The 24095-nt window shown below is 44.0% G+C and carries 15 protein-coding genes and 1 pseudogene; 7 read left to right on the top strand and 9 right to left on the bottom strand.

Going from position 1 to position 24095, the window contains the following annotated elements:
- Nucleotides 1–27 precede the first annotated feature (27 nt).
- Nucleotides 28–1530, top strand: a pseudogene (locus AC2VOY_RS13850) (BCCT family transporter); the annotation flags it as partial.
- A 92-nt stretch (nt 1531–1622) separates the two neighbouring features.
- Here the strand turns inward: AC2VOY_RS13850 and AC2VOY_RS13845 are convergent.
- On the bottom strand, nt 1623–2105 hold the full coding sequence (locus tag AC2VOY_RS13845; RefSeq protein ID WP_491833159.1) for a YehS family protein: 483 nt from the start codon (nt 2103–2105) through the stop codon (nt 1623–1625).
- Nucleotides 2106–2310: 205 nt separating this feature from the next.
- Nucleotides 2311–3360 carry a 3-deoxy-7-phosphoheptulonate synthase AroG gene (aroG, locus tag AC2VOY_RS13840; protein WP_491833158.1) on the bottom strand — a complete coding sequence of 350 codons (1050 nt, stop codon included), beginning with the start codon at nt 3358–3360 and terminating at the stop codon, nt 2311–2313.
- A 323-nt stretch (nt 3361–3683) separates the two neighbouring features.
- Between aroG and AC2VOY_RS13835 the strand changes: the two genes are divergently transcribed.
- From AC2VOY_RS13835 to tal, 3 genes are all read left to right on the top strand, one after another.
- On the top strand, nt 3684–5582 hold the full coding sequence (locus AC2VOY_RS13835) for a PTS fructose transporter subunit EIIC (RefSeq protein WP_491833157.1): 1899 nt from the start codon (nt 3684–3686) through the stop codon (nt 5580–5582).
- Nucleotides 5583–5906: 324 nt separating this feature from the next.
- The gene (gene speG / locus AC2VOY_RS13830; RefSeq protein ID WP_491833156.1) at nt 5907–6458 is read left to right on the top strand and encodes a spermidine N1-acetyltransferase; all 552 of its coding nucleotides are present in this window, start codon (nt 5907–5909) and stop codon (nt 6456–6458) included.
- 484 nt (nt 6459–6942) lie between these two features.
- Nucleotides 6943–7890 (top strand): transaldolase, encoded by a 948-nt coding sequence (tal, locus tag AC2VOY_RS13825; protein ID WP_491833155.1) that lies wholly within the window; start codon nt 6943–6945, stop codon nt 7888–7890.
- A 150-nt stretch (nt 7891–8040) separates the two neighbouring features.
- On the opposite strand, the gene AC2VOY_RS13820 is transcribed toward tal, so the two are convergent.
- Nucleotides 8041–9003 carry an NAD(P)H-dependent flavin oxidoreductase gene (locus AC2VOY_RS13820; protein WP_491833154.1) on the bottom strand — a complete coding sequence of 321 codons (963 nt, stop codon included), beginning with the start codon at nt 9001–9003 and terminating at the stop codon, nt 8041–8043.
- Between the two features lie 170 nt (nt 9004–9173).
- Between AC2VOY_RS13820 and AC2VOY_RS13815 the strand changes: the two genes are divergently transcribed.
- From AC2VOY_RS13815 to dgcN, 3 genes are all read left to right on the top strand, one after another.
- A complete protein-coding gene (locus AC2VOY_RS13815) occupies nt 9174–10049 on the top strand; it encodes a LysR family transcriptional regulator (RefSeq protein ID WP_491833153.1) in 876 nt (291 codons plus the stop codon).
- A 152-nt stretch (nt 10050–10201) separates the two neighbouring features.
- Complete coding sequence (locus tag AC2VOY_RS13810) at nt 10202–11056, top strand: D-amino-acid transaminase (RefSeq protein ID WP_491833152.1); 855 nt, start codon at nt 10202–10204, stop codon at nt 11054–11056.
- Between the two features lie 159 nt (nt 11057–11215).
- Nucleotides 11216–12214 (top strand): N-acetyltransferase DgcN, encoded by a 999-nt coding sequence (gene dgcN, locus AC2VOY_RS13805; protein WP_491833151.1) that lies wholly within the window; start codon nt 11216–11218, stop codon nt 12212–12214.
- A 123-nt stretch (nt 12215–12337) separates the two neighbouring features.
- Here dgcN and selD read toward each other — a convergent pair whose 3' ends face one another.
- The 6 genes from selD to ygfK form a co-directional block, all read right to left on the bottom strand.
- Nucleotides 12338–13375, bottom strand: a complete 1038-nt coding sequence (selD, locus tag AC2VOY_RS13800; RefSeq protein WP_491833150.1) for a selenide, water dikinase SelD — start codon at nt 13373–13375, stop codon at nt 12338–12340.
- A 77-nt stretch (nt 13376–13452) separates the two neighbouring features.
- Complete coding sequence (locus AC2VOY_RS13795) at nt 13453–14745, bottom strand: sulfurtransferase (RefSeq protein WP_491833149.1); 1293 nt, start codon at nt 14743–14745, stop codon at nt 13453–13455.
- 254 nt (nt 14746–14999) lie between these two features.
- On the bottom strand, nt 15000–16421 hold the full coding sequence (locus tag AC2VOY_RS13790) for a uracil-xanthine permease family protein (RefSeq protein ID WP_491833148.1): 1422 nt from the start codon (nt 16419–16421) through the stop codon (nt 15000–15002).
- Nucleotides 16418–19012, bottom strand: coding sequence for a selenium-dependent xanthine dehydrogenase (gene xdh, locus AC2VOY_RS13785; RefSeq protein ID WP_491833147.1), 2595 nt, complete (start codon nt 19010–19012; stop codon nt 16418–16420). Before xdh ends, AC2VOY_RS13790 begins: the two co-directional genes overlap by 4 nt.
- A 278-nt stretch (nt 19013–19290) precedes the next feature.
- On the bottom strand, nt 19291–20616 hold the full coding sequence (ssnA, locus tag AC2VOY_RS13780; RefSeq protein ID WP_491833146.1) for a putative aminohydrolase SsnA: 1326 nt from the start codon (nt 20614–20616) through the stop codon (nt 19291–19293).
- A gap of 15 nt (nt 20617–20631) precedes the next feature.
- A complete protein-coding gene (gene ygfK / locus AC2VOY_RS13775; RefSeq protein WP_491833145.1) occupies nt 20632–23760 on the bottom strand; it encodes a putative selenate reductase subunit YgfK in 3129 nt (1042 codons plus the stop codon).
- Nucleotides 23761–24095: the final 335 nt, after the last annotated feature.

Genomic DNA, 24095 nt, shown 5'->3' with positions numbered 1-24095 from the left:
CACCCCCTACCTTCACAATCGAAAATCTCAACCCTTGGCTTAAACAATCCAACTTTATGGTACAGCGGCGGCTTTATTGCTCTGTTTGTTGCCTTAGCATTATTTGATGCTGATCTGCTTTCTTCTCTTGTTAATACTGGTTTTGCTTGGTCAATTAAGCTATTTGGCCCTTATTGGCAGATCCTACTGCTTCTGACCTTTTTAATTGGTCTTGCCCTTGGCGCAGGTCGCACTGGGCGCGTGATTTTAGGTGGCACCAACACCCCTGAAATGACTAACTTTCGCTGGACAGCGATCCTATTTTGTACCTTACTTGCCGGTGGTGGCGTGTTTTGGGCGGCAGCTGAGCCAATCGCTCACTTTGTCAGTGCCCCGCCTATCTTTGGCGAGCAAGAAGATCTTCAAACCCAAGCGATCAATGCGCTTTCTCAATCTTTTATGCATTGGGGCTTTCTAGCTTGGGCGATTGTCGGCAGTTTAACTACCATTGTGGTGATGCACCTGCACTATGACAAAGGCTTACCGCTTAAACCAAGAACCTTGCTCTACCCTGTTTTAGGTGAGCGCGCGCTTAAAGGCCATACTGGCGCATTGATTGATGCGTGCTGCATTATTGCGGTTGCCGCAGGGACCATTGGCCCAATCGGCTTCTTGGGTCTGCAAATTAGCTATGCGTTAAATGAGCTCTTTGGGATCCCAGATGGCTTTACGACGCAAATGATCATCGTGATGTTTGCCATTGCTTTATATACGATTTCTGCCTTAAGTGGTCTGAACCGTGGCATGCAAATGCTGAGCCGTTATAACGTTATTTTAGCTGTATTATTAATGGCTTATATCTTAATTTTCGGCCCAACTGATTTCATCTTCAATGCCTATATTCAAGGTGTTGGCGGCATGATCGATAACTTTATTCCGATGGCGACTTACCGTGGTGATGAAGGCTGGCTTGGCGGTTGGACTGTGTTCTTCTGGGGCTGGTTCTTGGGCTATGGTCCGATGATGGCTATCTTTATCGCGCGTATCTCTCGCGGTCGCTCGATTCGTGAATTGATTGGTACCATCAGCGTGGTTGCGCCAATTGTGACTTGTTTTTGGTTCACTATTATCGGCGGTAGCGGCCTTGCATTTGAAATTGCAAACCCAGGTAGCGTCAGCTCTGCATTTGAAGGCTTTAACTTGCCGGGCGCATTGCTTGCGATCACCCAGCAGTTCCCAATGCCAACCCTGATTTCAATCTTGTTCCTTGTGCTGACAACTGTCTTTATTGTGACCACAGGTGACTCCATGACTTACACCATTAGCGTGGTTGTCAGTGGTGAAACTGAGCCAAATAGTTGGATCCGTACCTTCTGGGGCATGATGATGGGTGTGACCGCGCTTATCTTGATTTCACTGGGTGAAGGCGGCATTTCTGCGCTGCAATCCTTTATTGTGATCACCGCAGTGCCAGTATCTTTTATCTTATTGCCATCACTTTGGAATGCGCCACAAATTGCACGTCAAATGGCCATTGAGCAAAAGTGTTAAGTTGAATTAATTTAAACTGATTCAAATACAAATCCCTCTAGGCTTGGCTTCGAGGGATTTTTTATATTCGCAATATTTAGAATGATGACAAATTAGCTTGCATCAAACTCTGCAGATTCTGGGCGAAGCTGACGCTGCACACCAAGCAAAAAGTTTCTTAAGATTTGATCTTTACACTCACGATAGTGTTTATTATCTGGCTTGCGGAAAAATGCGCTCAGCTCATGTTTGCTCATGGAAAAATCAACACTTTTTAAAATATCGAGAATATCTTCAGCTTTTAGGTTTAACGCAATACGCAGCTTTTGAAACACCATGTTATTAGTAAGCGTTGCTTCTGGCGCTGGCTGCTCCCCTTCACGCTTGCCGCGTTTTAGGTTAATCAAACCATTTAAAAATGTCGCAAGCTCAGGATCTTTTAGATGAACAAATGATTCGTCGTCTTCTTTTTTCAGCCAAGCATTTAGCTGCGCTCTGGTGACGGTTAAATCTGCTAAAGCAAACACTTCTAGCATGGCATCATCTTTTAAATCAAAGGTGTAACGTACGCGACGTAAAATATCATTATTTATCAAAATAGGTCCTAGTCTTAGGCCAGTATTATCAACACGATTACTGGTGCCTCAGTGTAGCAGAGTTAAGCTAGATGGCCTATTTATTATATTTATGCGCCTTCAATGTAGCATACAAAAATTGGCGACAAAAAAGCCCCAATTGATTGTCCATATATTAGGAAACAATTCCAATCAGGGCTTATAAATAGTTTATGTATATAAAAAATTAACCGCGGCGCGTACTCACAGCTTGGGCTAATTCTCTTAATACTTTTTCCGTGTCATCCCAACCAATGCAAGCATCCGTGATACTTTGACCATAAGTTGGCGCTTTGCCTTCACATAAGTCTTGACGGCCTTCAACCAAGTGACTTTCAATCATCACGCCAAAAATTGCATCTTCACCTTGCTTGATTTGCTCGGCAACGTTGGTCGCAACCTTCATTTGGTTTTCAAACTTCTTCTCACTGTTTGCATGGCTAAAATCAACCATGACTTTTTGTGACAAGCCTTGCGCTGCTAATTGATCTTTTACCTTACCGACTTCTTCTGCGCTGTAGTTTGGCACTTTGCCGCCACGTAAAATCACATGGCAATCTGGGTTGCCTGCGGTTTCAACAATCGCAGAGTGACCGTATTTAGTCACAGATAGGAAATGGTGTGAAGATCCCGCCGAGCGACATGCGTCAGTTGCAATCTTGATGTTGCCATCTGTGCCGTTTTTAAACCCAACTGGGCAAGACAAACCAGATGCAAGCTCACGGTGAACTTGGGATTCCGTCGTGCGTGCACCGATTGCGCCCCAGCTAATTAAATCCGCCACATATTGCGGCGTGATCATATCTAAAAATTCACTTGCCGTTGGCATGCCCGCATCAGTTAAATCTAATAGCAGCTTACGGCCAATGCGCAAACCGTCATTAATTTGGTAGGTATCATCTAGGTACGGGTCATTAATCAGACCTTTCCAGCCCACTGTTGTGCGCGGTTTTTCAAAATAAACACGCATTACAACTTCAAGCTCACCTTTGAGCTCATCACGTAGCGCTTTGAGTTTTTTACCGTATTCAAGCGCAGCGGCTGGATCATGAATTGAACATGGGCCAATAATGACAAGGAGTCTGTCATCATCCCCTTTTAAAATTTGGCTGATTGCCTGACGTGCTTCAAACGTAGTTTGGGCTGCTGCATCCGTTGCTGGAAACTTCTCTAAAACAGCCACTGGTGGTAGGAGCTCTTTGACTTGGTTTATTCTGACATCATCGGTTTGAAACATCTCTCATCCTTGCTTTTTTGTTATGTGTTTTTCATAACTTATCTTGCAATGATTCAAGATTCAATAATTTTTTTGGGTTTTAAAATTTTTTGACAGAATCCTCAATCATTCAGCTTTAGCATTACAGATATTCACTCATCTCCTAAGGTCCTAGACAAAAAATCAAACCATGCCCCCTCATTCATTTTGCGGTGGAGATCTCTTTTTTATTTTCAGGGTACAAAAGTCCAGTAAATGCGCATTTTATCCGATAGTTTCAGTGCCATCATAAATGATAAGGTTACCCCAGATTTGAAACATTCTAATAATAAAAAGGTGACCCTATGTTGCAAAACTTACTCCATCCGGACTTGATTTGTCTCGATCTTGCATCCAATAGCAAAGAAGATGTACTCACAGAACTTGCAAGCTTATTAGAAGCTAAAGCATATATCAGCAGTAAAGAAGAATTTTTAAAAGATGTCTGGGCGCGTGAAGCCTTAGGCTCAACAGGCTTTGAAGATGGCATAGCCATTCCGCACGCCAAAAGCGCAGCCGTCATCAAGCCTGCCGTGGTGGTTGGTTTACATAAGGAAGGTCTTGATTTTGACGCCGACGATGGTGAAAAATCACATACTTTCTTTATGTTAGCTTCACCAGATGGCGGGGATAATCACCATATTGAAGCCTTAGCGCAAGTCTCTAGTCTTATTTTAACCGATGGTTTTATTGACGAGTTGCATCAGGCTAAAACGCCACAAGAAGTCATTGGTTTAATGTGCCCAGAATCGCAGGAGCAACACTCACCTGGCGCGCAAGCAAGTCAATCAGCGCAACCAGATATACTCCAAAATAGCATCCAAGACGATCTTGCAGCAGCGCCCTCTTGGAAAGACAAACTGACTGTTTTTAAACAACATTTATTGTTTGGCACCTCACATATGATCCCATTTATCGTCGCCGGCGGGATTTTGCTCTCACTTGCGGTGATGATTTCAGGGCAAGGCGCTGTGCCTGAGTCCGGTGTGCTCAAAGATATTGCGACCATGGGCATTGCAGGTTTAACCCTCTTTACTGCCGTATTAGGTGGTTATATCGCTTATTCGATTGCCGATAAACCAGGGCTTGCACCGGGCATGATCGGCTCTTGGATTGCAGTGCAAGAATACAGTACTGGCTTTTTAGGCGCGATCATCGTTGGTTTTATTGCCGGTAGCATTGTCCAGTTACTTAAAAAGATTAAGTTTCCAGACAGCATGGCTTCCCTTGGCTCTATTTTTGTCTACCCTCTGATTGGGACTTTCTTAACCTGTAGTATTGTGATGTGGGGCATTGGTGAGCCTATCGCAGCCATGATGGAAGCACTCAATGCGTGGCTAGCAAGCATGGCGGGCAGCGGAAAAGCCTTACTTGGCGCTATCTTAGGTGGCATGACAGCCTTTGATATGGGCGGCCCGATTAACAAAGTCGCGACTTTATTTGCCCAAACTCAAGTCGATACCCAGCCTTGGCTGATGGGCGGTGTGGGCATCGCAATTTGTGTGCCACCTCTTGGCATGGCGCTTGCGACCTTTCTTTCACCAAAGCGTTATAAAAGAGATGAACGTGAAGCAGGCAAAGCTGCCGCGATTATGGGTATGATAGGTATCTCAGAAGGCGCTATTCCATTTGCAGCGGCCGATCCAATCCGCGTCATTCCTGCAATTGTTGCCGGTGGTATTGTCGGCAACGTGATTGGCTTTATGATGAATGTAATTAACCACGCACCTTGGGGCGGTTGGATTGTGCTGCCTGTTGTCGATGGCAAAATTGGCTATATCATAGGCACGATTGCAGGCGCATTAACCACGGCAATTATCGTTAACCTACTTAAAAAACCTGTTGCAGAAGAAGATGCGAGCGCAGAAGAGCGCCCAGAAGTTGAAATGGATTTAATTGAAGGCGAAGCCCAAGTGCTTGCCGTCACCGCTTGTCCATCCGGTGTGGCGCATACTTTCATGGCGGCGAAAAGCCTAGAAAAAGCCGGTCGTGAACTTGGCATCAAGGTCAAAGTTGAAACCCAAGGGGCAAATGGTATTGTCAATCGAATCACAGATTTAGATATTCAAAATGCCAGCTTAGTGATTTTTGCGCATGACGTCGCAATCAAAGAAGTGGAGCGCTTTAAGCATATCAAAGTGATTGATACCACAACCAAAGATGCGATGGCGCAACCGAAAAAATTACTGCAAAGTGTGAAATAACACGGCAGTTTCACCTAACAAGTGCATAAGAGCTTCCCCCCTTTAAGCTTTTGTATTTGTCTAATCTCCTCTAATCCAAGCGGTTCACTTACCTTAGTGCGCCGCTTTTTTCATCTTCTTCAGTTTGATAAAAATTCCTTATCTTTAGCAGTATATAATTTCATCAAAATCATGATATGTTTTTATATCAAAGCGTGTTACAAGTGATGTTAATTCCCCCCCTCATCAAGACCAATGGCACGCGGTTAACACCTTGCAACTTCAACTATGACGGGTATGGGTAGAAGCAGATGGCTTCATACTAGATAAGAACAAGGAAATTTTATGCAACAAGAGAATATTTCAATTCGCGCCCTTGAACGCGATGATTTACGTTTTATTCACCGCTTAAACAACAACCGTAGCGTCATGGCATATTGGTTTGAAGAGCCGTATGAGTCCTTTATGGAGCTCGAAAGTCTATATAGCAAGCATATCCATGATCAAACGGAGCGCCGCTTTATTGCGGAAAATGAATCTCTAGAGCAAGTGGGTTTGGTGGAGTTGGTTGAAGTTAACTATGTGCACCGTACGGCTGAGTTTCAGATCATTATCGCGCCAAGTTTTCAAGGCCGTGGCTATGCCAGACAAATCATAGATAAAGCGGTTAACTATGCGTTTAAGATCTTGAATATGAACAAACTATACTTGTTAGTTTCAGATGAAAACCCAAAAGCTATCCACCTGTATGAAGCCGCTGGGTTTAAAACTGAAGGCGTTTTAATCGAAGAGTTTTTTATGAATGGTCAATATCGCAATGCGATTCGTATGTATATGCTGCAACGTGACTATTGTAAAGATGATGGTCACGAGCCGCTGCATACAGTTTCAAGTTAATCCGCACATCATCTCCAGCATGGCTCGCAATTAGAGCTGTTTCCTGCCTGCAATCGCTCCTTTTTAGCGCGTAAAGAGGAGTCGATTGTACGCATTTTCAGCTTTTCCAACTATCCTTTACACCACAGATAAAAGTTTTGTCGATAGGATAAAATTTACACTGTAAATTCCAAACAGATCACAGCTTTAAAATTAAGCAAATTTAACCATACATATTGCAATTTTCGATCTTTCATAACGACGAGAAAGGGATCAAAATAGACTTTATCTATTACAGCAATAATCAAGACAAGATTGAGTTTAAGTACTCATATAATTATGGTTTTTTATTAAATATTATTTATTTAGGATGAAGTCTGACGCATTCGATTGCCTTCAAATTTATTTGCGCTTGGCGAAAAAAATACATCGAATCGTTTGACTTCAGCGCTAAATATTCTCATTATCGAATGACGGACACACAAACAGACAAGAAGGTTAGACTATGAGCACATTAGAACAACTGCGTAAAATGACAACAGTGGTCGCGGATACAGGTGAGATTGATGCAATGGCTAAATATAAGCCAGAAGATGCAACAACCAACCCATCTCTTATCTTAAAAGCTGCTCAACTAGCTGAATATGCGCCACTTATTGACGAAGCCGTTGACTATGCGAAAAAAAATGCAAGTGATAAAGCTGCTCAAATCGAACTTGCTTGTGATCGCATCGCCGTAAAAATCGGTCAAAAGATTCTAGAAATCATCCCTGGACGCATTTCAACAGAAGTCGATGCACGCCTGTCTTATGACACAGAAAAAAGCATCGCAAAAGCGCGTCATCTGATTAAAATGTATGAAGAAGCCGGCATTGATAAAAGCCGCGTGTTGATCAAACTAGCATCCACTTGGGAAGGCATTCGCGCTGCTGAAGTGCTTGAAAAGGAAGGCATTAACTGTAACTTGACCTTACTTTTCTCATTTGCTCAAGCGCGCGCTTGCGCAGAAGCTGGGGTCTATTTAATCTCGCCATTTGTGGGTCGTATTATGGACTGGTACAAAGCGAAAGAAGGCCGTGACTTCGCAGCAGATGAAGATCCAGGTGTGTTGTCTGTAACTAAGATCTACAACTACTACAAAGAGCATGATTATGACACGGTTGTGATGGGCGCAAGTTTTCGTAACACCGGCGAAATCATTGAGTTAGCTGGTTGTGATCGCTTAACCATTGGCCCAAGTCTGCTAAAAGAGCTTGACGCTATGGATGTACAGCTTGAGCAAAAACTTAAACCTGCAACCCAAAAGCAAGCCAAACCAGAGCCAATTTCACACAGTGAGTTCTTGTGGGAACATAACCAAGATCCTATGGCGGTTGAAAAGCTTGCTGACGGTATCCGCGCCTTTGCGGTGGACCAAGGTAAACTTGAAGACATGATTGCATCAAACTTCTAATTTTGAAGTAAGGTTCAAAGCAAACTAAATTGAGCTGGCTATCATAGGCCGGCTTTTTTATTGCTTCTATATCTCGCTTAGATTGAACTTTAGCTTCCAGCTTTGATGCGAAAGATTCATGCTGACATCTTTATTTTAAAAACGCCAATTTCATCCAATGAAATCTTGCATTAAATCTTCAACAATCTCGGCTACAGGGCGAATCGATTGAATCATAGAGATGCCGGTGCCGGTTGTCACAATGCCTTTATCCAAATGACCTAAACGCATAGCTTGCCACAAAGAGCGGTAGCCATTCATGGCATCAAACATGGCCTCTCTGTCTGCATCTTGCGCATCAAGCTCCGCTAATTTTGGGCTTAACTCTGTGGGCAAAGTGCGGTAATAAGCAGGCAGTGTACGAAACATCATAAGATCTTCTGCGGTTGAATCCACAATCAATTGCTTCACTTTTTCAGCGGCAGGATTTTCTTCCGATGTTAAGAACAAACTACCGATAGATACCCCTTCTGCGCCCAATGCGATCGACGCTCGCACGCCACGTACATCACCAATACCACCTGTGGCCAATACTGGCACACGCACACTATCGGCTATCATGGGCACAATACTAAAGGTGCCGATCACTCGTGTTGGCACAGTGCCACCTTCATCAAAACCTGTCGCTATAATAATATCAGCACCTAAACGCTCGGCTTCTTTTGAGTTTTCTATTGTTGGAGTCAAGGCGCGATAGAGCGTTTTAATATTGTGCGCTTTGAAAAAATCGAAGATTTCTGCATCCAGTATTTCATTGATAAGTACAACCTCAACCGCTTCTTCTGCAAACATCTGCGCGGTTGCACGCCAAAAACTCATATCTGGTCCATTAATTAAAGTCACGCCAAATGGTTTGCTCGTCAGACTCTTGGTTTTTCGGATTTCTTGTCGCATTCGCTCAAGCGCCACAAAACGAGAATCAGGTAAAGTCTCTTGACCAGCATGAGGCCCAAGAATACCCAGCCCACCAGCATTGGAAACTGCGGCGACAAACTCTGCACTTGTTAGAAAATACATCGGCGCTTGAATAAGTGGGAATCTGATGTTCAGCATTTCAGTAATACGGTTTTTCATATTTATTATCTTTTAATTTAGTTGGAAATCATGGCAAGGCTAAGCAGGATTTTCGCTCGCGATTGCTGCGAACAAATTTGATTAACCATTGATGCTGGGCATTTTATCCTTTGAATTTTGAAAGCGAATAGGCAAAAATAGAACACCGCTTGCCAAATATGGAAACCTCTATGGATTACAATGCCGCTAAACTGTTTATCGCCGTCGTTCAAGCGGGGAGTTTATCTTCTGCTAGCGAGAAAACGGGTATACCTATTTCCACACTTAGTCGAAAAATGAATGAATTAGAACAAAGCTTGCAAGTGCAACTCTTGGAGCGTTCGAGCCAAGGGATAAAAGCGACCTATAAAGGGCAACAGTTTTTCGAACAAGCGCGTTTAGGGTTAGAGCTTTTGGATGATGCGCAAAAATCAGTACAATCGACACATAAGTTGCAAGGCAAATTACGCATCTCTATTCCGCCTAATTTCCCATTGTGGTGGGATTTACTGACCGAATTTCAACGCCAATATCCTGATATTCAAGTATTTTGCCATGCCAGTGAACGCGTGGTCGATTTATTCGAAGATGGCATTGATGTGGCGTTAAGAATGGGGGATTTACATACAGATAATGTGATAGCAAAAAAAATCATGAATGTAGAAACATGCTTAGTAGCAAGCCCTAAACTCTTAGAACGCTTTGGTCACCCAAGGACATTAAGTGAATTAGCAGACTTTCCCCTCGTGACATGGGAAAGCATTAATCATGGGGCGTTTGAATGGAAATTGGGGGCAGAGAAAATAACATTCGAACCGATATTTTCAACCAATAATGTCGCAGGACTCTTTCATTACGCATTGAATAGTATGGGAGTTTCGCAATTACTCGACATATTAGTCACGCCTTATGTCGATAGCGGTGAATTGGTACAAGTATTGCCAGATCTTCATGCTGATCCGATATCAATGCATCTTGTTTATGCCCGTCACAAGCACCCTTCAACCATCATCAGAACCTATATTGATTTTTGTATGAACTGGATACAAACACGGCAACTTAAATGAATTCTAGGTGAGTTCACATGCCACGAGTCTTCTCCTCCTTGCAAGCTTACTTTAGTAAAAATCTACTGCACAAGCGAGGAGACAAGTGATATAACTATCTATGTTTATCATTTTCTATCTATATAACTTATTCATTTTCTAAAGGATTTCACATGGAACGTAGCGTTTATATCAATGGTGAGTATGTAAAGGAATCACAAGCAAAGATCTCTGTTTTTGATCGCGGCTTTTTATTTGCAGATTCAGTCTATGAAGTGTGCGCTGTCATTGATGGCAAACTGGTTGATTTTGATGGACATATGGCGCGTCTTTCTCGCTCAGCCAAAGAGCTAGGACTTAAACTAGAACTGACTACGCAAGAATTATTAGAAGTGCATCAAGAACTTATCAGCCAAAACCAAGTCACAGAAGGTTGTGTTTATTTACAACTCACGCGCGGCGATGATGGCGACCGTGATTTTGTTGCAAGTGATACGATTACCCCAACTTTAGTCTTATTCACCCAAGTTAAAAACCTATTAAATAACCCTAAATCTAAAACTGGGGTAAAAGTGATTTCATACCCTGATATCCGCTGGGGTCGCCGTGATATTAAAACCACCGGCCTGCTTGCGGCTTGTATGGCGAAAAGCGCAGCAAAAAGTGCAGGCGTGGAAGATGTCTGGCTGACTCAAGATGATCACATCACCGAAGGCGGCTCAAACAATGTTTATATTGTGACGCAAGATAATACCCTCATCACTCACCCACTCGATACGGATATCCTCCACGGCATCACGCGCCACTCTGTGCTACAACTTGCCGAGCAATGTGGCCTCAAAATTGAGGAAAGACGCTTTAGTTTGGAAGAAGCCTATCAAGCCAAAGAAGCTTTTACGACTTCTGCCACCACTTTTGTCTTGCCTGTGATCGAAATTGATGGCAAGAAAATTGGCGATGGCAAAGCGGGAGAAATCAGCCAGAAGCTGTTTGAGATTTATGTGCAGGCTGCGCGAAAAAATAGTTAATAACACTGCTTATAAAAACGCTAAGCGATAATAATGCTAACTATTTAAGTATCTTAAGCATTTGATCACATGTTAAAAATTAAGCTTGAATCTTTGAGAAATGGGTGAAATTATGATGAATAATTATACAATTCAAGGACACTCGAGGAGCTTAATTAAATGGAACTTAAACAACCTTACTTGTTATTTTTAGGCGACGCTGCCGATCCACTGGCAGCAAAAGTTGCGCAAGGGATCCACACTTGGCGACCAGAGTTTTGTGTGGGTCAATTGCGCCTTGAAAACTGCCATGCAGACTTAAAACTGCCAGATTTATCTATACAGCAAGCTGTTGAAAAAGGTGCAAAAACCTTGATTATTGGGGTGGCTAACCGCGGCGGCGTGATTTCTCCACTTTGGATAGATATTTTAAAGCAGGCTTTAAATGCAGGTATGGATCTCGCCTCTGGTTTACACCAAAAACTGGCGGATATTCCAGAATTAGTCGACGCTGCCAAGGCAAACGGCTGCCAACTTTTTGATGTCCGTTACCCAACCCAAAGCTACCCAATTGGCACAGGCATTAAGCGTAGTGGCAAACGCCTGCTTACTGTGGGAACAGACTGCTCAATCGGTAAAATGTACACCTCACTTGCGATAGAGAAAGAAATGCGTCAGCAAGGCTTTGATGTGGACTTTCGCGCGACAGGTCAAACCGGCATTTTGATCACAGGCTCAGGCGTGAGCGCCGATTGTGTGGTGTCTGACTTTGTTGCAGGGGCGATTGAAACCATCTCTCCTGATAACGATGATGAACATTGGGACATCATTGAAGGTCAAGGCTCACTCTTCCATGCATCCTTTGCTGGCGTGACCACAAGTTTGATTCATGGCTCACAGCCAGATGCACTCGTGCTTTGCCATGAGCCAACCCGCGAGCATATGCGCGGCCTGCCGCATTACCCTCTGCCAGATATTAAAGCTTGTTTTGATGCTTACATTGCCACAGCAAAACTCACCAATCCAAATGTCAAATTTGTCGGTGTGTCGATTAATAGCTCGGCTTTAGGTGAAAGTGAAGCGCTGGCCTATATGACGGACTTGGAAGCTGAGATTGGTTTGCCTGTGGTTGATCCTTTCCGCCAAGGGGTTGGACGCATTGTTGAGAGATTGAAATAACCATAACAAACCCCACCCAACCTCCCCTTGCAAAGGGGAGGAGCAGTTATGTGGTCTCCCCTTGAAAAGGGAATAAGTCATTAACTGTTATCTGACTTTACTTTTGAATAAAGAGCAGTGATATTAAGTTAAACTCACCACCACATCTGAGTCTTTTTCGCCGACAAAGCGGCCAATTGGGTCTGCTTTAAAACCTTGGGCTTTCAGAAGTGCTTCGACTTCCTCAGTTTGGTTTGGATCCACCGCAATCAGCAAGCCGCCAGAAGTTTGGGGATCGCACAAAATCGCTTTTTGATAATCTGATAAGGCATCGATCTTTTCGCCATAACTTGCAAAGTTACGATGCGTGCCACCAGGGACAGCGCCCACTTCAAAATAATGTTCAAGATCAGCAATATGCGAAATCGCCGTGAAATCTAATTGAGCTTGCAAGTTTGAGCCCTCACACACTTCAATTAAATGCCCTGCCAGACCAAAACCTGTCACATCAGTCATGGCGTGTACACTTGGCAGTTGCGCTAACTCTGCGCCAATTTTATTTAAACGGCACATCCAATCACGGGCTTTGTCTTTGTCTTCATCACGCAAAGTCGATTGTTTTTGTGCGTGGCTGAGCATTCCAATGCCAAAAGGCTTGGTTGCATAAATCACATCACCAAGTTTCGCTTTGTTATTTTGCTTAATATTCTCTGTCGCCACAATACCAGTCACAGCTAGGCCAAAGATTGGCTCAGGCGCATCAATCGAGTGTCCACCAGCAAGGCTAATGCCCGCTTCTTGGCACATGGCGCGACCGCCTTCAATCACACGTTGTGCGACTTCAGCAGGAAGTTTATCAAGAGGCCAGCCTAGAATCGCGATTGCCATAATAGGTTTGCCACCCATCGCATAGATGTCACTGATAGCATTGGCAGCAGCAATACGTCCAAAGTCATACGCATCGTCGACGATCGGCATAAAAAAATCTGTCGTGCTGACGATTGACTGGCCATTACCTAAGTCATATACAGCGGCATCATCACTGGTTTCGTTGCCAACCAGTAAGGCAGGATCGCGAAAATATTCCGTTTGTGTGGCAAGGATTTCTTTCAACACTTTTGGGGAAATCTTACAGCCGCAACCGCCACCGTGACTATATTGGGTCAAGCGTACATCTGACATTTAATAAATTCCTTTTAAAATCACTAACACGCACAATTATTTATGGTTAATTTAGAGGGGAAGTATCCCCTCAATGTTTATATTTTGTTTGTAACATCACCGGTTTGAGTTGGATTATTTTTATCCATGCTCCACTCAAGCCAACCGCCATCATAAATACTGATATTTTGCCAACCAAGAACATGCGCATAGAAAAAGGCTGCTGCTGCGCGCCAACCCGTCCCGCAATAAAATGCAACTTGTTGATCTTTATTAATGTTCCATTCTTGCCAGTTTTTCTCGATAATATAAGGACTTATCATGGTTTGATCTGGATTATGAAAATCTTCCATATGATTTGCATCACTGCCAGCATGCCCCCATTTTGAACCAGGGATACGCCCTTTTGGCTCGATGTAATCATAACCACTGGTTTCGCCTGTATATTCAGGCCAACTGCGAATACTGACTAAAGAATGAGATTGTGGATCCTTTAAATAATCTTTGGCTTGGGCTAGGTCAATATAATACTCAGGATGCTGCGCAATAGGTTTGCCAAACGCTTTCTCGGTAGCTGTTTCTCTTAATGCTTCTCTTTCAAAATCTTCATAAATCCATGCATCCATACCGCCATCAAGTATGCGCACATCTTCAACTCCAGCATACATTAAGATGCTCGCAGCACGCGCCGCTGCCAGTTGGTCACGTCCGTACAAAATCACGCTTGTGTCATGCGCGATACCTGCTGTCTTTAGCGCCTTAGTTAAGGCAGCGTCGGATTTTTTATTCCACACTGGCTCAGCTTCTAACTCATTGGTATCCATATAAAAAGCGCCAGGAATATGGCTGAGTAAGTAAGTCGTCGCCGGCCCGCCCCCAACTTCAATGATTTTATAATCTGAGCTTGGTGGGTGTGGCACAGGCTTATTTTTAATTAAATCATGTACCCAAACGGCTGGGACAAGATCTTGATAATTCGCTAAACGGTCTTTTTGACCTTGATAGTCTTGAATCTCACCCTCGATGACTTCAACTTTGCTAAACTTACTCTCTTTTAATTCATCTTGTAATTTTTTAGCATCATCCCCATAAACATAGGTTGGCACATTGGGGGCAAGTTTATATTTATCTAAAAGTGCTTGTTTTTCTTCATCATCTAACCAGCGAAACCAACTCGGATCAAAGCGAATCGCACCTGGAAAATGACCTGTATTGGCAGAATCCGTAGCATCTCCTAGTTGCCAACCGTTATAACTGGCGCTATCACGCGTATCAATCACTTGATGCGGTGTTTGTAAACTTTGTAACTCATCAAAGCTGATTGCCCAACCTAAGCTTGGTAACATAGCCAGTGACAATGCACTGATTGTTAAAGGTTTTAAAAAATTCATTGTTATTCCTTATAGTCGACTACGACAACAACTGATCTTCATTTTTAGTCACGAATTAAAGCGCCATTTTAACATAAGCCGACTTATCAAAGCTTGTATGACAAACTAAGTTTCCAACATTTTAAATAGATAAAAACCTTTAAAATCAGTGCCTAAGTCAAGAATTAGGATTAACTTTAAACAAAAAAATCGAGCCAAATCAACTTCTGTATTCTCTGTTGATTTGGCGCAATTTAAGGAGTTATCAAATTTGACTATTTAGCAGCAGCTTTGACATAAGCATCACCAACATTGCTTGGTTTTTGCTCACGTAAAGATTGTGGCAAATACATATTCAATAAAATGGCAGTTAGGCCACCCGTGGTGATGGCTGAGCCAAACACATTTTTCACAAAGTCAGGGAAAATGCCTAAGATTTCAGGACGAAAGACCACGCCAAGTCCCATACCAAATGAGATAGCCATGATTAAAACGCCGCGGCGATCAATAATGCTGCTGGCAATAATGCGTATCCCTGAAGCTGCGACGGTACCAAACATAATGATGGTTGCACCGCCCAAGACTGCGCTTGGGATCAGCGAGAAGAAACTGCCGACAAAAGGAAAGAGTCCAAATAGCACTAACATACCTGAGATCCAAAAGCCTACATGGCGACTCGCGATACCTGTCATTTGGATCACGCTGCTGTTTTGGCTAAAGGTTGTGTTTGGAAATGAGTTAAATACTGCGGCAAGCGCTGAGTTCAAGCCATCGCCTAATACCCCACCTGAAAGACGCTTCATATAACGCTCACCTTTGACCGGCTCGCCCGATACCAAAGAGGTTGCAGTTAAATCACCAATCGATTCAACAGTAGTAATGAGATATAAAAGCGCCATCGGGATCACGTGATCCCAAGAGATATAAAAGCCAAACTTGAACGGAATTGGCGCTGAGAAAAGCGTAAAGTCATCCATTTTACTAAATTGGATCATGCCCATAAATGCCGCTACGACATAACCTAAGGTTAAACCAATAAAGATGGCGCTCATACGTAGCCATTTGTTGCGGCTGCGGTTTAATAAAATAATCGTAAGCAAGACCATGACAGCAAGGCCAAGATGCTCAATGCTACCAAATTGTTCAGGTTTGTTATCCAGAACCCATTGCCCACCGCCAATATCTGTCATGGCGACACGGATCAAAGATAAACCGATAAGGGTCACCACAATGCCGCTGACAAGTGGGGTGATCACTTTGCGCAGTGCAGGAATAAAGCGGCTGAAAATCATCTCAATTGGCGAGCAGATAAGCGCTACACCAAAAATGGTGCCAAGGGCTTGCTCTGGCGTGCCGCCGGCAGCTTTGACTGATAAACCAATCCCTATTGACAGGCTTAAAAAGGTAAAGCTTGTGCCTTGAATACTCAGCAAACCTGAGCCAATTGGCCCAAAGCGTTTCACTTGAATAAAGGTTGCGATCCCTGAAACAAAAAGCGCCATACTAATAATATAAGCTTTCATTTCAGCAGGTAGCTCAAGTGCGCCGCCAATAATCAGGGGTGGGGTGATGATCCCAACAAAGATGGCTAACATATGCTGCATTGCGGCAAAAAAAGCATCCTTTGTCTTGGGCTTATCTTCTAAGCCATAAATGAGATCATTCTCGTTATCTTGCTCCATGCTTGACTTACTCATCGTCTCGTTCTCCGTTTTTTAGGTTTTTTCTTCTTGCTATATGCCGTATCTGGCATAGGCAGCTTATTTCTAAAGTTTCCATCTAATGCGTAATAAGCGCCTTGCGCCGCCGGTGCGGTTGGAATAGTTGCCAATTCGCCGACCCCTTTGGTGCCATGAGCAATGTCAGCCTCAAACTCGCGCTCAACAATAATTGTTTCAATTTCAGGAACTTCGACAGATTTAAATAAGCCAAGTCCTTTGTATGTGACTTTCGGAACACAATTCTCAAGTGGGTAATCTTCGGTTAAGGCATAGCCTAGCCCCATGGCAATCCCGCCTTCAATTTGCCCTTCTGCCGCTTTGCGGTTCACCACCTTGCCTAAGTCATATGCGGCAACCACTTTCTCAAGTTTGCCTTCTTCATTTAAAATCACGACCTGCGCAGCATAGCCATAGGCCACATGGCTGACTGGGTTTGGCTTATCGCTACCAAGTGGATCGGTTTCACTTCCAAACTCACCATAAAACTCTGCTTGTTCAAGGCTTTGCAAGCTCTTGCCACTGTTTAGCGCCTCTTTTAATTTAACCGCAGCGCGGCGCACAGCTTCACCGGTAAACACGGTTTGACGCGATGCCGTAGTAGTGCCAGAGTTAGGCGTGCGCTCGGTATCTGGCGCTTCGACTATAATTTGCTCAGGCAATAAGTCGGTCACTTCACACACAGTTTGCACCGCAACCGTTGCGATCCCCTGCCCAATACAAGCGGCGCTGGTGCGCACATGTACTTTGCCTTCTTCAATCGACAAAATTGCGCGACCAATATCTGGGATCCCAACACCTATGCCGCTGTTTTTAAACGATGACGCAATCCCTGCATAAGGGTGGCTATGAAAGACATCTTTGACCGCTTCCAAACACTCCACTAATGCGGTGCTATTGTCTGCAATTTGACCATTGGCAAGGCTTTGACCTGGGCGAATCGCATTGCGATAACGAATTTCCCATGCAGAAATACCCACCATTTCAGCGAGTAAGTTAAGGTTGGCTTCAAACCCAAAGGCGCTTTGACACACCCCAAAGCCGCGAAATGCACCGCCCGGTGGGTTATTGGTGTAATAAGCTTTGCCTTCAACGCTGATATTATGAAAATGATATGGCCCAGAGGCGTGCGTACAAGCACGTTGCAAGACTGGCCCGCCAAGGGAAGCATAAGCGCCGGTATCAAACACAATTTGCGCGTCCATCCCGACCAAGATGCCATTTTCATCACAAGCCGTGGTTAAATCCATTTCCATCGCATGACGCTTCGGATGGATCAATAAGCTTTCTTCGCGTGAAAATTTAATCTTCACTGGGCGTTTGCTGACCCAAGCAAGCAAGGCAGCATGGTGCTGCACACTGACATCTTCTTTACCGCCAAAGCCGCCACCAACAAGTTTGCTTTGCACCCGTACTTTGCTTTTTTCAAGACCAAGCAAGCGTGCGACTTCGCGCTGATCATCATAAATGCCTTGCGCGCCTGAATATAAGAAGATCCCCTCATCTTCATACATAGCTATCGCACATTCAGGCTCCATGAACGCATGCTCGGTAAAGGGTGTGGAGTAATGCTGAGTGACCTTAAAGGCGGCATTTTCAATCGCCGTTTTCGCATCCCCACGCTGTAATTTTTCTTGCTGAAGTAAATTTCCTGACGCATGGATCGCTGGCGCGTCTTCACTCATCGCCTCCACTGGGCTAGTGACTGGTTGCAACTCTTCATATTCCACCTCGATCAAGGCAAGGATCTCATCGAGTGTGTCTTGATTTTCACTCGCCACCAAGGCAATCGCATCCCCGACATAACGGGTACATTCACCTTCTGGGATCAAGGCATCCCAATCTTGCACCAAATGGCCAAGTTTATTTTCGCCGGGAATATCTTTTGCCGTGACCACGCAAACTGCATCTGGGTGCGCACTTGCTTGTTCAATATCGATTTTTTTGACTAAAGCACGTGGGTATTTGGCGCGTAACGCTTTACCAAAAATCATCCCCGGCACGACCACATCATCGACATATTCGCCATAGCCAAGGGTCTTTTCTCTTGCATCAATACGGTGGAAATCTTCGCCTAATTTGCCGGTGAATTCAGGCGTTGGAATATCAAGGTTTTCTCTAAAATATTTAGCCGCTAATTTCACTGCATCGATAATTTTGACATAGCCAGTGCAGCGGCAAACATTACGTCGCAGCGCATGTTTAATTTCCTCAACTGTTGGATCTAATACCTTGTCGAGCAAAGCTTTTGCGCTGATCACCATGCCCGGAATGCAAAATCCGCACTGCACTGCGCCCGCGTGCGCAAAAGCAAAGTCATAAACTTCTTTTTCACGCTCAGTTAAACCTTCAAGGGTTGTGACCTTCACTTCTTCATCTAGGCTATCGACTTTGACACATGTTTTTTGTGCCTCGCCATTAATGATTGCAAAACACGTGCCACATGCACCTTTACTACAACCATCCTTGACTGAAGTTAAACCTTGATCTTCACGTAAAAAATCAATCAAGCGTTTTGGCTTCGAAGTGTCGACGGTTAAAGGGGTTCCATTTAGGGTTAAATTAATCATGTTTATCCTGAGTATCAAAAGTCTTCATTCGCCATCTTTGTGTGGCTTTGTTATTACCCATTATCTATGCAAGAATTGTGCCACCCAAAAAGTGGTAGATCTGTATAAAAATGCACATAAAACCACTTAATATGCATATTTATGATGCAATAAAGAATGAATGTATAAAAACGTAATTCGAGTGCAGCAATGCCCCTATTCGCTGCATTAAAATAGAGCAATAGGAGCATGCCTTGAGGTTGGATATAGCTATTTAAATCAAGTTATTTCAGTGTGATTTATAATTCATCCATAGCTTTCCAAAGGCGTGCTGCAACCTTTTGTGCTTGGGCGTAAATTGGCGCCACATCAAAGGCAAATTCACGATCTTGATAGACAAAATTGCCATCAACAATGACGCTCGCAACACTGCTTGAATTCATGCCAAAAGCAAAGTGCCCGGGTAGGTTTTCTGCCACCAATGGGGTTGGACTCATATAATCTAAGATGGTTAAATCCGCTTTATAGCCTTCAGCAAGGCAGCCAAATTTTGCGCCAAAGTTACGTGCAAGCAATTCATTGCCATTATTAAGCTGCTTTAAGAAGCTATCTGGCCACATGCTGCCGCCCGCATCACGGTGTTTAAAGAAGGCAAATTTAAGCTCTTCAAACATGTCTGAGCCAATCCCATCTGTGCCAAGCGCAACATTATTAAAGCGCCCCAGCATATGGTTATAGCCCACATTATTATTCATATTCGAGCGTGCATTGTGCGCAAGGAAAGCATCACGTTGATTCATAATTGAAACATCTTTATCAGATAAGAATAAACCATGTGAAATCAAGCTTTTATCATTAATCAAGCCATAGCTATCTAAACGCTCAATCACATCTTGATCATAGTGATGATGGCTATGGGTGACATCATAGCTATCTTCTGCGACGTGAATATGTAGGCCGCGCTGGGTCGTTTTAACCGCCTTGGCAAGCATTTCCAACCCTTCGTTGGTGACGGTAAATGGTGCGTGCGCCCCAATATGCGCTTCCACTAAATAAGCTTCGTCGCCCTTTTCTTTTGCTGCGTCAATTAACTGTGCAAAGCGGATGTTTTCTTCAACGCCTGCGGCCATTTCTTCAATCCCGCCGTTGCGATCTGTGGTTTCAAAGCAAGTCATGCCACGCAGACCCGCTTTTAGAAAACCTTGGCGCAAGGTCGCCAGTGAGTTTTCAATGAAATTTGGCGAGGCGTGGTGGTCAATCACTGACGTGCAGCCGCTTTTGATTGCTTCTAACGAGCATACCAAACCGCTGTAATAGACAGCTTCTTCATCCATGACTTTATCTAATCGCCACCAAAGGTTTTTCAAAATCGAGATAAAATCTGGGCTAGGTTTAATATCTGCCATGATCCCGCGCGATAAACCTGAATAGAAGTGGTTATGCGAACACACGATCCCCGGCATCACCAATTGGCCTTTTAAATCTTTCACTTGGGCGCTTGGAAACTGGCTGCTAAGGTTGCTGCCAATGGCTTTGATCAGGCCATTTTCAATCACAATATCCACGCCATGTTTGATAAACGTCGGTTCAAATTGTACTGCTGTCGCATTTTTAAGTAATAACATTCTTCTTCCTTTTGATTAAACTTCAACTGCGCCAAGCAGGTAACTGTGATTCGCCAATACGTCATTGATCATCAAGGCTTCTTTGTTTAGGTGTGGCGGCAAGTCGACTTTGCCATCTTGGTTAATTGAATAACGCTGCACCTCACCTGCAATGCGTAATTGCAAGCTATCGCCAGTGACATAAAAACCGCTGTTGGTGCTTGAATCAAAATCTTCTTGCAAGCTAAACAAGGTAAATTTGTCTTTATAAGGTTGGCTATCCCACGGGCAGAACTGAGCGCAGTTGCCACATTCGTTGCAATATGCATCAAGGTGCAAGACTTGGAACGGGTCTTTAAAACCAGGAATTGGCAGCGACACATTGGCGCGGTTTGGACACACATCCACGCACTTGTTACAAATATAAGAGCACTCCAAGCAACGTTTGGCTTCTTGCTCAGCAAAAGCATCTTGCTGCGCTTGGGCTTCATCGCCGGCTTCAATTAGTTTGACTTCAATTTTTCCTTTGCGCGCATAGACTTGAACTGCTTTAGCGCCAGAGTCAAAGTTTGCGGCGGCTTGCACTTGGCGCTCACGCTCTAAAATGCTATCTGCCGCTTTACGTCCACCAGAAATAGCGCCAACAATTGACGAAGGCCCAGTTGCTGCATCCCCTAATAAGAATACATTCTCAACACCTGTTTCGGCGGTTTTTGCATCCACAACCGGCCAACCATCGGCATCCAGCACTAGCCCCATGCGAGTAAGTTTTTCAGTATTAGTTTGCTCACCGACGGCAGTGATCACCGCGCCCGCATTCACGCTAACAGTTTCATCAGTTGCCACTGGGCGGCGACGTCCTTTTTCATCCGGCTCACCGAGTTTCATCACGCGCGCGTTGAGCGTACCATCGGCGTAAAATGATTCAGGGTTGGTTAAGAACATAAATTCAACGCCATCTTCCACCGCTTCTTCATATTCTTCTTTATACGCAGGCATTTCCGCCACGGTGCGACGATACATAACCGTCACTTTTTCCACGCCTTTCACCCGAAGCGCAGCCCTTGCACTATCCATTGCCGTGTTACCTGCGCCCACAACGACCACGTGTGTGCCAAGTTCAAGCGTTTCGCCATCATTAAAGCGGCGCAAGAAATCAAGTGACTTATAGATGTTGTCGTTATCGCCTTGAAGCACGATTGGATTGCCTTTATCTGCGCCAACCGCTAAGCAAATATATTTATAACCACTTGCTTTTAAATCAGAAATAGTCACATCTGGGTTGCTGCCATATTCGATTTGCACCCCGTGATCTTGGACAAATTGAATATCATGCTCAATGGTTTGCGCTGGGATACGAAATTGCGGGATGATTTGTTTGACCACGCCACCTGCGCTTTGCTCTTTTTCCAAAATAGTGACTGGGTAGCCTGCGCGCGCAAGGAAATATGCCGCCGAAAGTCCAGCAGGCCCTGCGCCAATCACGGCAACCGCACCTTTGTCCGTTTGTGCATCTGGCTTTTGCCACTGCGCCTTGTAAGACTCCCAGCCTTGATTTAAGGCGATTTTTTTCATTTCACGGATATTCACCGCGCCTTCATAATCACGACGAGTACAGTTATATTGACATTGGTGATCGCAAATATGACCTGTAATAGCAGGCAAGGCGTTGCGCTCATAAATAACGCCCAATGCATCTGTGTAGCGCTTTTCACCCATTAGGCGTAAATATTCAGGAATATCTTGGCTAATTGGGCAAGCGTTTACACACGGCGCGACATAACAATCATTCGCTGGCAATGCTTTTTTCACGCTAATGGTTTCAGGCCCGCGCCACTCTTTTTGGGTGTAAGTCGCTGTTAGCGCTTTGGCTGCAAGTTTTTCTAATTTCACCAAATCAACCGCAGGCATGTCCCATTCTTCGCTTTCATCTAGCACCTTGACGCAATCCGTCAGACGCATATAGCCGCCCGGTTTTAATAGATCCGTTGCCATAGTGATTGGGCGAATGCCAGCTTCAAAGATTTCACGAATGTTGAATTTGCTTGCGCCGCCTGAGTATGAAATCGGCAGGCTGCCGTTAAACTCGCGTGATAATTCAAGCGCGACATTAATTGCAATCGGGAACAAGGCGCGACCAGACATATACATTTCTTTTTCTGGCAGGCGGCCTTTATTGTTGACAGTGCCCAGTGTGTTGGTCAGTTTCACGCCAAAGCCAACGCCTTTTTGCGCAGCTAAAGCTTTTAAACGATGTAACATTTCTTTGGCAGCGCCCATCTGCAAGTCATGGGTAAAGGACTCTTCACTCAGCGCCACATATGAGAAACTAGCTTGATCAAGAATCTCGCGCACACGGCTAAAACCTAACAAGGTCGGGTTTAGCTTCACATAAGTATTAATGCCGCGATCATCAATCATATAGCGGCAAATAGCTTCGATTTCTGTCGGTGGGCAGCCGTGCATAGTGGAAAGGGTCAAACCTTGCGCGATCTCACCCGACACATTATCTGCTAAGGCAAGCAAGGCTTCTTTATTAAGATCAAAATCTTGGTTTTCAAGCAGCCCAGAATCTTGAATAAAGGCTTTCAGCTCAGTTTGATATTGGGCAAATTTCGGGTGCGCAGCAGCATTTGTCATGTTGTCGAGATATTGCTGCATCGGCGGCTGCAAAATCCCTTCAAGATCATAACCAACACTCATATTAAAAATAAATGAACGCGCTTTTGGCTCTGAGCGAGTGCCTTGCTGTGGGTCAAACAAAGCTTCTAATAAATGCAATGCAAACCAAGCTTTTAGATATTCATCAAAGACTTTTGGTAGGGTAAATTCACTCGACCATTCGGTATTAAAACACTCATCTTCAGCGTCAATACATGGCTTGGCGATTTCAAGAGTATCCATGATTTGCGCGGTCTTAAGTTCCATAAAGCGGCCACCTGCAAGCCATGATGAAACAATGTTTTGCGCCAGTTGGGTATGCGGCCCTGCTGCTGGCCCAACAGGGGTTTCACTTTGCTCATTCCAGACGCTAATTCGCTTATCGCTTGTTGGTTTATAAAACTCTTGCGCAGGAATTGAGAAAATTGATTGGTTTTGCTTATATTCGCTAAAAATACGTGTTAACAGTTCTGAAAATGGAACCGGACGCATGATGTCTGCCATGATAACAATCCTTGTAAGCTATGCCCGCCGCACTCAAACGGCAATAATTTGGCATAAATATGAAAATTAGAAATTTTATTTAAAATGTGATTTCTTATATCCATGCAAAGGTTGTGCCAATGTATTATTTATAGCAGAAAACAGGATTATTTTTATTTTTACAATTGATTTAGATCAATTTAAGCCTCTCATTTAGCGCTTTAAAACTATTTAATCGGCTTATTTAGGCAGTCTATAAAAGAAAGAGAAATAGAGTGAAAATACGAAAGATAAGAAATAAAGAATTTTATGCAAAAAAGTATAAAAACAAGCCAAAAATAGCTATTACCTCTCAA

The sequence above is a fragment of the Vibrio sp. KMM 9700 genome (genome assembly GCF_058545285.1).
The sequence above is the reverse complement of the archived record's forward strand: the minus strand, read 5'-3'. Positions and strand labels throughout refer to the sequence as shown.